Here is a 9,662-nt window from a genome sequence, read left to right on the forward strand (position 1 = left end):
AGGAAAATAATAAGCGCCTAAAGCTAGTACACCTAAAGCCTACTAACCGAACTTTTGTTATTAAGTGTTGTTTATAACAAATAATTAGCTTAGAACAGTCCATAGGCTTCGGTTTCCTGCTCTTGTGTGTTGTTAGAAGCTTGAAGTTCTTTGGGTTTAAATTTAGCGCTTGGATCAATAAGTACGCTGTGTTTATCGGCTAGCTTAATTAATCCATGCATCATATTTCTTGTTTGTGGATCAATATCAAAGCCTATTTCAGTTAACTTATCGAGAGGTTTTATATCTTCTGCTTTGCTAAATGCCATAGCGTTAATATAGCCCTCAAAATGAAGACGACTCGGTTTTTTAATGTTGCTCGCTTGCATATCGGCAGAAAACTCAGTAAAAAAATTATCGTTACAATTTAGTGGGTTTGGAACAATCTCCGTTACCATAATATTTGATGGTGAGTTTACTTCATCAAATAAGTCAAAGCTGGGTACAAACGAAACGCTAGTATATTCAGGATTAAACCCTTGCTTTTGGGCGCTATTAATAAACTCAGAGAGTGGTTCATAAGTGCCGACTAAACAGATTGCCGTAACTCCGCTTAATTTTAAGGTATTAAGTGCTGACTCCACTTCTTGGCTATTGCGTTTGTAGCGAGCAACTATTACCGGTGTAAGGTTATATTTAGCGAGTGCTTCTCTTAGCCCTGATTCTACATTTAAGCCAAATTCGTCAGCCTGTATAAACAGCCCTATTTTAGTATGTTTATGCTCTTCAACGAGGTATTTGATTTGTTCTTGTGCTTCGTCGTTATAGCTTGCTCTTAAGTTAAATGCTTTAACTGACGGTTTTTCACGTAGAAAGCTCTCCCCGCTAAAAGGCATTAAGAACGGAATTTTTGATTGCTCTAGTAAAGGTATAATTGCATGGCTGGTTGGGGTACGCTTGGCACCAAACAGGGCATCAACTTTATTTGTGTAAATAAACTCACGAGTATTATTAACGGTTTGTTTGGGTTCATAGTGATCGTCAGCAACTAAAAGTAGCACCTTAGCGTCATTAATACCGCCAGCGTTATTAACTTTGTCAAAATAAACGCTGCTACCTTTATATAACTATTGGCTAATATTTTTAGCAGGACCAGTTAGTGCAGTAGACATGCCCAGCTTAATTACTTTGTCGTTGGTTTGCTCGGCACGCGCGAAAGTTTGCCCAAGCACTAATGCTATAAGGACAATGTTAAGGTTTACTATTATGCGAAATGCGCTCATACCAATTATTTACAGCCTTTTTAAATAATGTATTAAATGACTTTGTGCCATTAAAACCTAACTGACTTTGGATATTTTTCGGTGTCCAATTTTGTAATACTAGCCTAATAAAAACATATTGGAAATTATCGTCATCGGTTGGCAAGCTATACGGCAATGCCCAAAAACGTCGCCAGAGTAATGGTTTTATATTAAAAAGCTGGTAGTCACTTGTTAACATAGACTTTAATCTTGATTGCTCAGTGATACTGTCGGTATGAGTATTAAAATGAGAGACAATTTTCGCGACCAGTTGATAATCAAGCTGACTATAGTGATCGAGTAGTTGCAAAGGGAAATCGGCTTCGAACTGTGCTACTAATTGCTCTACTAGTTGCTCACTTTTAGTTAAGCTTTTAACAACTAATGCGCTGTGCTCGCCCGTTGCCTTATCTTTTTGAAAACCGAGTTTAACTAAATCAAAGCCATTACTTTGCCAAAAACTGAGTAATTGCGCATTGCCACCAAAGCTGGCACCAAACCAATGACACTCGCTCTGCAATTGCTGTTCACAGTATTTAAGTAATTGTGTGCCTATTTTTTTGTTGTGATGCTGTGGATCAATGGCAATACGCACCACGCGGGCGCAGTGTGGTTTTAAAACATCAGCATTAAAACTCAATTGTGCTAGCGTTTGTGCCATTAAGTGACCTTGAGGCCTACGCTTTCCTTGTGCTATTTCATTGCTCATGGCAGCATTAAATCCACCTTCAATCGCAATTAAACAGACACCGAGAATATTATCACCTTGTTGGCAAACAAATACATGTTGTTTAGTGGCGTCTAGTAAGTGGCGTAAATCATTCACACTGGTTTGATAATGTGCCAGCGTTAGCAACCCAATCACTTGATAAAGTAGTGGCTCGTTACTAGCAAGTTGATGTGCCTGTAACTGCTTAAATTGCAAAGGGGTAGAGTGTAAGGTGAGGCTGTGATGTTCAGCATCTAAGGCTAATAACGTGCGAATGTGCTGCTCTAATGGGTCCTGCTTTGCAAAGCGAATAGGCTGTTCAAGAGTCATACTGCGCATATTTTTAAAATGCGTTTTAATGTAGCGAGTAAACTTTAGAATATAGCCGCGACCATTGCCTTCATAGCCAACCATGGTGCTTGAAAATACCACGCGAGGATAAAGGTGGAGTAGTTTTATGAGCATTGGAACAGGGATTGCTGCCGCTTCATCAATTAATAGCAAGTCACACTCAGGCTGTTCGTTAAGTAGTTGATCAGGTGCAATATATTGCATGTTTGCAATGCATTTATTGCCTGCTTGATACTCCAAATTAAGTGCGTTTGCTAAATGTTTAAAGCTGCTGTGCAATGCGCGAAATTGCATAGAGCTGATGAGGATTTTTTTATCGCTGAGCTCGCTTGCGGCAATCCCTAACGCCGCTGATTTCCCCCGTCCCCGATCAGCATTAATCAATAATGGTCTATTTGCCCGTCCGTGTGCGGTTTTTTTTATTAATTCAACACATTGTTGTTGCTCGGTAAAATCTATTGTACCTGCTGATGCATCAATGTCGGCAAGAGTAATCCAGTCATCTTGTTGATTAAAATGTAATAAGGAGGCGCTGCTCAGTAAGTGCTTTAAACGTTGATTAAAAAAGCTGTATTGATGCGCTTGTCCAAATGATTGAAATAATGGCAGCGCAGGATCGCACCAATGTTCAAGTGATTTGAGCGCTGGAAGTAATAGAATTAAAAAGCCACCCGCTTGAACTACGCCCGCCAAGGCTGCTAGTTTATCTGGCACCAGTCCACTGTAGCCATCATAAACAGCATGGGCGCACTCTTGCCCTAAAATTTGATGGGTATGCTCTGGCCAATGTGCATTAACTAAATTTGTGTTTTTAGAAAGAACAAAAGAGGGTTGCTGTAATTGAGCAAGCAGCTGAGTGCATTGCTCATAACACCAATTTTTATCGCCTGTAAGCAACAGTAACTGACGATGTTTAGCATTCGTTAGCTGCTGTTGCAGATGCTTTATAACGCGGTTAAACGGCTTGTAGTCTTGCATAAGCTGTTACTAACCACTTACTACCTAAGTCGTCAAAGTTAACCTGTACACGCGATTGTGCGCCGCTGCCTTCGTAATTAAGCACCGTGCCTATACCAAATTTAGCGTGCAGTACGCGTTGACCTAAGTTAAACCCGCTTTCCTCAAATGCCGCATGGCTTACTGATGCACTAAAGCGCCCTGCAGCAGGCGGTCTTGAGACTTGTGTTTTAATGCGAATTTCTTCCAAACAGTCTTCGGGTATTTCACGTAAAAAACGCGATGGGCTGTGGTATTTTTCTTGACCATATAAACGGCGGCTTTCTGCGTGGCTTATATACAGTTTATCCATAGCACGGGTCATACCTACATAACAAAGACGGCGTTCTTCTTCTAAACGGCCCGTTTCTTCATTACTTTGTTGTGATGGGAACATGCCCTCTTCAACACCGACCATAAATACCAGCGGAAACTCTAAGCCTTTAGCTGAGTGAAGCGTCATCATTTGTACCGCATCTTCATGTTCATCAGCTTGCCCTTCACCTGATTCAAGCGAGGTGTAGGCTAAAAAGCCTTGTAGTGGTGAACTAAATTCTTCCTCTTCAGGGAGTTCATATTGATCGCAGGCGCTAATTAATTCTTCTAAGTTTTCAACCCGAGCACGGCCTTTTTCACCTTTTTCAGCCTGATACATTGCCATTAACCCTGAGGTTTGAATGGCATATTTAGCCTGCTCGTGCAGCGTTAAGTCACTAATTTTATCTTCAATATGTTCAATTAACTCAACAAACTTGGCAACAGCTCCAGAAGCGCGACCCGATAAATGCTGTTGCTCTACAATGGCTTTAGCAGCATACCAAAGCGGCAAAGATTCAGCGCGAGCGCAGTCACGTATATGGCTTAATGTTTTATCGCCAATGCCGCGGGCGGGCGTATTAATTACACGCTCAAATGCCGCATCATCTTGGCGGTTACCCACTAAGCGTAAGTATGAAAGAGCATCTTTAATTTCTTGGCGTTCGAAGAATCGCATACCGCCATAAATTCGGTATTTTAAACCTTCTTGTAGCATCGCTTCTTCAAGTACCCGTGATTGCGCATTACTACGATATAAAATAGCCGCATCTTGTAGTGCGTTACCTGCATTAAGCCAGCTACGTAATTTGCTACTCACAAAGCGCGCTTCATCTAGCTCATTAAAAGCAGCATAAATAGAGATAGGTTCACCGTCGTTACCGTCGGTCCATAAACTTTTACCCATTCGCTCGGAGTTATTTTGAATTAACGCGTTTGAGGCTTTAAGAATAGTGGCAGTCGAGCGATAGTTTTGCTCAAGGCGAATCGTCTCTGCGTCAAAATCAGTTAAAAAGCGTTTAATGTTTTCTATTTTTGCGCCGCGCCAACCATAAATACTTTGGTCATCATCGCCTACAATCATGATACTGCTGGTATCGCCCGCAAGTAGTTTTAACCACGCATATTGAATGGTGTTGGTATCTTGAAACTCGTCTACGAGCATGTGCGCAAAGCGCTGCTGATAATGACGCAGCAAGGTTGGGTTATTTTTAAGAACCTCATAGCTACGTAGTAATATTTCTGCAAAATCAACTAGGCCCGCTCTATCACAAGCTTCTTGATAGGCCGCGTAAACACGCAGCATCATTTGCTCGTTAATATCGTATGCCTGAATATCTTTAGGACGCAGAGCTTCATCTTTTTTAGCGCTTATATACCAACCAAACTGTTTAGCAGGCCATTTTTTGTCATCAATATTCATTGATTTTAATAGGCGCTTGATCATTCTTAGCTGATCATCAGAATCTAAAATTTGAAAGGCTTCTGGTAGGTTTGCTTCACGGTGATGAGCGCGCAAAATACGATGTGATAAACCATGGAATGTACCAATCCACATACCACCGACAGGTGCTTTTAAGGTTTCTTCTACTCGCGTGCGCATTTCTTTAGCTGCTTTATTAGTAAAGGTAACCGCAAAAATACTATAAGCAGAAGCTTGCTCAACCTGCATTAACCACGCTATACGATGAACTAAAACACGTGTTTTACCCGAACCAGCACCTGCTAATACCAGCATGTTTTGTAGTGGGGCTGCAACGGCATCGCGTTGTTTGTCATTTAAGCCATCGAGTAATTCAGAAACGTCCATCGTTACGCCTTTTCAATCAATAATGGGGGCAGTATAACAGGTGTTTTTGTTAGGCTAAATAAAATACTGTTTTTATAAACAGCTATTTATAAAATACGTATTTAAGTTGTTGAATAGTTAACAGTATAAACTGAGCAAGTAATTAAAATACCTATTTAAAATTGCTAATTTGACCTATTTTTGGCAAAAAATACTAAACTGATAAATTCGTAATAATTTAACTACATGATTTGTAAGCTTTAATAAATTGGCATAAAGTGTGTAAGTATAAATAATAAGTACAAATACAAAATTAATTAAACTACAGAGGTGAGTATGTCTCAACAAGGTTCTGGCGGTAACGTAATCGCAGCATTATGTAATATTTTCTTCCCCGGTTTAGGGCAGTTGGTGCAGGGCCGTATTTTAGCGGCACTTGTTTTTGCAATTCTGGTTTTTGGCGGTTATGCGCTATGGTTTTTAGTTGTTCCAGCCGTAATCGGTGCCGTGTTCCATTTATGGGCAATTATTGATGCTGCACGCTATCGCTCAGGCGGTTAGCTAAATTGATGATGCTAAATAGCGCCTTATGGCGCTATTTTTGTATCTGGCTTTCATTATTCATAGCTGATTAGGTTATAATCTGTTGCATTGGCAGTACTGGAATAAAGTTATGGAATATCAATTTATACGTGACCCTATTAGCGGGCTGCGCATTAAAATAAGCAGCGAGCATGCCCTAATTGGCCGCTGGTTAAACGAAGAAATTGGCAAAGAAAAAGTCGCGATGGTACAAGCACTTATTAGCTCGGTGAGTTCAAGCTTTGAACCGTTAACACTTAAAGGCCACGAAATTGACCTAATTCTTTCTAAAGATGAAGCATTATTCGAAGCGCATGCGTTGCATCAAGATAACGAAGATATATTAGCCTACCAAGATGATGAACTCATGCTGGAAGAGAATGATTTAAGCAGTGGTTGTGGTTTTGAAGACTTTGTTGACCTGATCAACTCATGGCATGAGTTTTCGGCTGGTCGTTAAGTTATATTATCTGTATTATTACCCTAATTATAAATCCAACAGTGGAACCAGTATGTCTGCGAATTTAAACAAACTAGTTGTTATGCTAGAAATGCAAAATGCCATGAATACCAAAGTACATGAGCAATGGTTTAGTCAAGGCTTTGAGTGGTATAGAGCTATTTGGGTTGAATGTGCAGAAATGCTGGATCATTACGGTTGGAAATGGTGGAAAAAACAAACGCCAGATACTGAACAAGTAATTTTAGAGCTGGTTGATATTTTTCATTTTGGTTTATCGCTACGTATCGACGGTAAGACCAGCTACGAGCAAATCGCTACGCAGCTACAAACTCAAATGAGCGCCCCACAACAAGGTGATGACTTCAAACAAACCCTTGAGCTATTAGCGGCCAGTGCGGTTGCCAATAAAACCTTTAATGCGGCTGCTTTTGCCGGTTGTATGGCACAAATCGGTATGGATATTGATGATTTATATCGTGGCTATGTGGGTAAAAATACGCTGAACTTCTTCCGTCAGGATCATGGTTACAAAGAGGGTAGCTACATTAAAGTGTGGCATGGCAAAGAAGATAACGAACACTTAGTTGAAGTAGTTAAAAGCCTTGATACTGAGCATGTAGATTTTGCAAAACAGGTATATCAAGGCCTAGTAGCGCGTTACCCTAAATAAGCTTACGGTAATCGGTGACGCTTAAGTAATCGGCTATTACATTATGCGGTTGCTGGCTATTAGGGTTAGCAACCGCAAGTAAATGCTCAATGCCGTATTTTCGTGCGGCATTTAATACCGGTAAGCTGTCATCTACAAATAATGTGCGGCGTTTATCAAACCCTAAATCCCCTTGAACCTTATGCCACAAACTTTGTTGCTCTTTACTTACCCCATATTCATGCGTTGATATTACCCCATCTAAGTAGTTATCAATGGCGGTATGTTCAAATTTAAGCATCACGCATTCTGGATGAGCATTGGTAAGTAAAATGAGTTCTTTACCTGCACGTCGAAGTTCAGTTAAAAAATGTGGAACATCTTCACGTATTTTAATTAAATGTGCAGATTGACGCTTTAATTCGAGAATAGGTAAGTTTAGCTGTGCTTCCCAATAGTCAGAGCAGTACCACTGAATTTTGCCACTCACAGCCTGATAGCGTTTTAAGATATCTGCGCGGGCTTCCTCAAAACTGATATTTTGAGCCAGAGCATGTTGTTGTGGAACAACATTGAGCCAAAAGTCAGTGTCGTAATGTAAATCAAGTAAAGTCCCGTCCATGTCGAGTAATACAGTATCGATTTTTGACCAATTGAGCATGATATATCCTTGTGGAAATTGAGGCGTTAAATGATTACGTTGCGATGAAATGCTTGCAAGCGAAATATAATGGGCTCTGTTAATTGAACTCTAAAAACATATACCCAATGATGAAATATTAAGGGCGAATTCAATAACGGCAGATAAATATTTAACCTTAACTACGGGTAAGATATTTTATGATTAACTCTGCATTTAAATTGCTTTTAATTCAAACTGAAACTCGCATCTTATACTCATTTGGGTATATGATTAGTATAACTGCAATGATAGCAAATTGATGCCCATGACACAGAAAAAGCACCCAACACCACCACAAATTCTCAGTAATAATGTTGTCGCTAAAAGTCGCTTATTTACTGTGGAGTCTTTAGAACTAAAATTTTCAAATGACGAAGAGCGTCAGTATGAACGAATTCGCGGCGGTGGCCGTGGAGCCGTTATGATTGTACCCATCACAGCTGAAAACGAACTACTACTCGTTAGAGAGTATTGCGCCGGCACCAATGACTATCAGTTAGGTTTCCCTAAAGGATTAATTGACCCCGGTGAAACACCTGAGCAAGCGGCAAACCGAGAGCTCAAAGAAGAAATTGGCTTTGGTGCAGAATACTTTGAAGCACTTAAAACGGTCACTATGGCGCCTAGTTATTTCAATGCCACTATGCATATCCTCTTTGCTAAAGATTTATACCCTGAAACCCTATTAGGTGATGAGCCTGAGCCATTAGTGCTTGTTAAATGGCCACTTGCGCAGTGGCAGTCGCTATTAGAACAACCTGACTTTACTGAAGCACGTAGTGTTGCCGCTCTGCTATTATTAGATAAGTACTTAGCCTCAGGAGCGACTAATGGATAAATTACTTGAACCATGCATAACACTTGCCCAAAGTGCAGGTGATGCAATTATGGCTATTTATAAAAAAGATGATATTGGTCAACAAGAAAAATCAGACAGTACGCCAGTTACTAAAGCAGATTTAGCCGCAAACGATGTACTTGTTGCTGGCTTAAAAGCGCTAGCTCCCGATATTCCTATTATGTCAGAAGAGACGCCGATCCCAGCATTGGAAGACAGGCAGCACTGGCAACGCTATTGGCTGCTTGATCCGATGGATGGCACCGGTGAATTTATATTAGAAAGCGGCGACTTTGCCGTTAATATTGCGCTGATAGAAAATAATCATCCTGTATTGGGAGTGATTCATTGGCCAGCAAAAGACGTGACCTATTTTGCTACCGCTAATAATGGGGCGTTTAAGCGTAAAGGCGAGCATGATAAACAAATATTTGTAGCGCCTCCCGAAAGCTTAACTTTGGCTGTAAGTCGCCGCCAAAAAATAGAAGCCGTGAGTCAGTATTTAAATGCGCAATTTGCAACGGTGGCTTTAGGCTCATGTTCGCTTAAAGCTTGTATTGTTGCTGAAGGTAAAGCTGACTGCTTTTTAAGAATTGGTCCCACTGGTGAATGGGACACTGGCGCATCACAAGTAATAGTTGAAGAGGCGGGGGGGTGTATTACCGATGCTGAGTTTAACCCTCTGACCTATAACCAAAGGGAAAGCACAGAAAACCCAGACTTTATTGTTATGGGGCATCCCGATTGGGAGTGGCAAAAAATGATAAACCCACATCAGCGATTAGTGTAATAACCGCCTTTTGATGGGTTTTTGTTCACTTAAACGTTTTTAATTAGTAAAACCTTGCATTATAGGTTTATTCCTATATTATAGCGCTCTCTTCGAAACAGGCTTGTGAATAACACGATACTGTTACAAAGAAATTACAGGCGCGGGATGGAGCAGAATGATAAATCATTCGCCGGACTGCTTAAACCTGAAGTCGAAGGTCGTCGGTTCAAATC

At 40.6% G+C, this 9,662-nt stretch carries 8 protein-coding genes and 1 pseudogene; 5 read left to right on the forward strand and 4 right to left on the reverse strand.

The features are described from left to right. Positions 1-89 precede the first annotated feature (89 nt). From CWC30_RS16210 to uvrD, 3 genes and pseudogenes are all read right to left on the reverse strand, one after another. A pseudogene (locus tag CWC30_RS16210) lies at positions 90-1,262 on the reverse strand (ABC transporter substrate-binding protein). After that, positions 1,231-3,321 (reverse strand): GNAT family N-acetyltransferase, encoded by a 2,091-nt coding sequence (locus tag CWC30_RS16215; protein ID WP_138627621.1) that lies wholly within the window; start codon positions 3,319-3,321, stop codon positions 1,231-1,233. The pseudogene CWC30_RS16210 and the gene CWC30_RS16215 overlap by 32 nt, the downstream one beginning before the upstream one ends. Next, complete coding sequence (gene uvrD / locus CWC30_RS16220; protein WP_036980870.1) at positions 3,299-5,464, reverse strand: DNA helicase II; 2,166 nt, start codon at positions 5,462-5,464, stop codon at positions 3,299-3,301. The genes CWC30_RS16215 and uvrD overlap by 23 nt, the downstream gene beginning before the upstream one ends. A gap of 315 nt (positions 5,465-5,779) precedes the next feature. Here uvrD and CWC30_RS16225 point away from each other — a divergent pair, with 315 nt between their 5' ends. From CWC30_RS16225 to CWC30_RS16235, 3 genes are all read left to right on the forward strand, one after another. Beyond that, the gene (locus CWC30_RS16225) at positions 5,780-6,004 is read left to right on the forward strand and encodes a hypothetical protein (protein ID WP_013463755.1); all 225 of its coding nucleotides are present in this window, start codon (positions 5,780-5,782) and stop codon (positions 6,002-6,004) included. Positions 6,005-6,116: 112 nt separating this feature from the next. Then, on the forward strand, positions 6,117-6,485 hold the full coding sequence (locus CWC30_RS16230; protein WP_036980872.1) for a YacL family protein: 369 nt from the start codon (positions 6,117-6,119) through the stop codon (positions 6,483-6,485). A gap of 52 nt (positions 6,486-6,537) precedes the next feature. Then, positions 6,538-7,158: a dUTP diphosphatase gene (locus tag CWC30_RS16235; RefSeq protein ID WP_036980873.1), complete on the forward strand. Its 621-nt coding sequence runs from the start codon at positions 6,538-6,540 to the stop codon at positions 7,156-7,158. On the opposite strand, the gene yrfG is transcribed toward CWC30_RS16235, so the two are convergent. Further along, the gene (yrfG, locus tag CWC30_RS16240) at positions 7,151-7,798 is read right to left on the reverse strand and encodes a GMP/IMP nucleotidase (protein WP_138627622.1); all 648 of its coding nucleotides are present in this window, start codon (positions 7,796-7,798) and stop codon (positions 7,151-7,153) included. The genes CWC30_RS16235 and yrfG overlap by 8 nt on opposite strands. 286 nt (positions 7,799-8,084) lie before the next feature. Here yrfG and nudE point away from each other — a divergent pair, with 286 nt between their 5' ends. Further along, complete coding sequence (nudE, locus tag CWC30_RS16245) at positions 8,085-8,657, forward strand: ADP compounds hydrolase NudE (protein ID WP_024601288.1); 573 nt, start codon at positions 8,085-8,087, stop codon at positions 8,655-8,657. Beyond that, a complete protein-coding gene (gene cysQ, locus CWC30_RS16250; RefSeq protein WP_036980876.1) occupies positions 8,650-9,447 on the forward strand; it encodes a 3'(2'),5'-bisphosphate nucleotidase CysQ in 798 nt (265 codons plus the stop codon). The genes nudE and cysQ overlap by 8 nt, the downstream gene beginning before the upstream one ends. The last annotated feature ends 215 nt before the right edge of the window (positions 9,448-9,662 follow it).

This window comes from Pseudoalteromonas sp. S4741 (genome assembly GCF_005886135.1).
In the GTDB taxonomy this organism is placed as follows: Bacteria; Pseudomonadota; Gammaproteobacteria; order Enterobacterales; family Alteromonadaceae; genus Pseudoalteromonas; species Pseudoalteromonas tetraodonis.